This is a genomic window from Adlercreutzia sp. DFI.6.23 (genome assembly GCF_024462535.1).
Taxonomy (GTDB): Bacteria; Actinomycetota; Coriobacteriia; order Coriobacteriales; family Eggerthellaceae; genus Adlercreutzia; species Adlercreutzia rubneri.
Genome location: NZ_JANGBP010000510.1, coordinates 1 through 301, shown reverse-complemented (window position 1 = coordinate 301; position 301 = coordinate 1). Strand labels below are relative to the sequence as shown.

The following is a 301-nucleotide window of genomic DNA, read 5'->3' as shown; positions in this document are numbered from 1 at the left end:
CCCGCGATGAAGGTTAGGGGGAAATCCATGGGAACGCGTTTCACTGCTTCGTCGCGGGCCACTTCCAGGATCCATGGAAAGGGGTTGGTTTTCACGGAGTAGGCGACGTTCGCGTAGGGCGACCAGTGATCCGCCAAGGCCCGGCGAAAGTCACTGAAGTTCTGGCGCAGCTCGGCCTCGTCAAACACGAAGCAGGGAGTCTGGAGGCGGCCTGGGTCACCACATTGGGCTTCATGCCTAGAATCTTTCCGAGCTCCCCCTGGCTTACGGGCGCCGAGGCCTGCATCAGCTTCGTTAAAAT

At 59.8% G+C, this 301-nt stretch carries 1 protein-coding gene; it reads right to left on the bottom strand.

Annotation, left to right across the window (positions count from 1 at the left end):
- The coding region (locus NE591_RS14355; RefSeq protein ID WP_256156992.1) for a hypothetical protein at positions 1–188 on the bottom strand (188 nt) is incomplete at its 3' end.
- Positions 189–301: the final 113 nt, after the last annotated feature.